A 233-nucleotide genomic window follows, 5' to 3' on the forward strand; every position below is an offset into this window, starting at 1 on the left:
GGCGCCGGGGGAGAAGCGCGCGCGATCCAGCAGAACCTGCGCCTTGATCAGCGCCGGAACGGGACGCTTCGCGGCACTGCCCTTCGAAGCCTCCGTCTTGCCCGCCTCGCCCTTGTCGCCCGCCTGCGCCAGGGCCGCTCCCTCGACCGCCTCCCGGGTCAGTGCGGGCGCCTCCTCGGCATCCTTCGCGACCGCCGGGACCGCGATCCAGGCCAAGGTCAGCGCGGCCAAGC

At 74.2% G+C, this 233-nt stretch carries 1 protein-coding gene; it reads right to left on the reverse strand.

The window, feature by feature from the left end; translation table 11 throughout:
- Positions 1 to 233 (reverse strand): hypothetical protein (locus CVH10_RS24685; RefSeq protein ID WP_369336034.1); only part of this gene is annotated, 233 nt, incomplete at both ends.

The sequence above is a fragment of the Halomonas sp. ND22Bw genome (assembly GCF_003011945.1).
GTDB classification, from domain to species: Bacteria; Pseudomonadota; Gammaproteobacteria; order Pseudomonadales; family Halomonadaceae; genus Halomonas; species Halomonas halophila.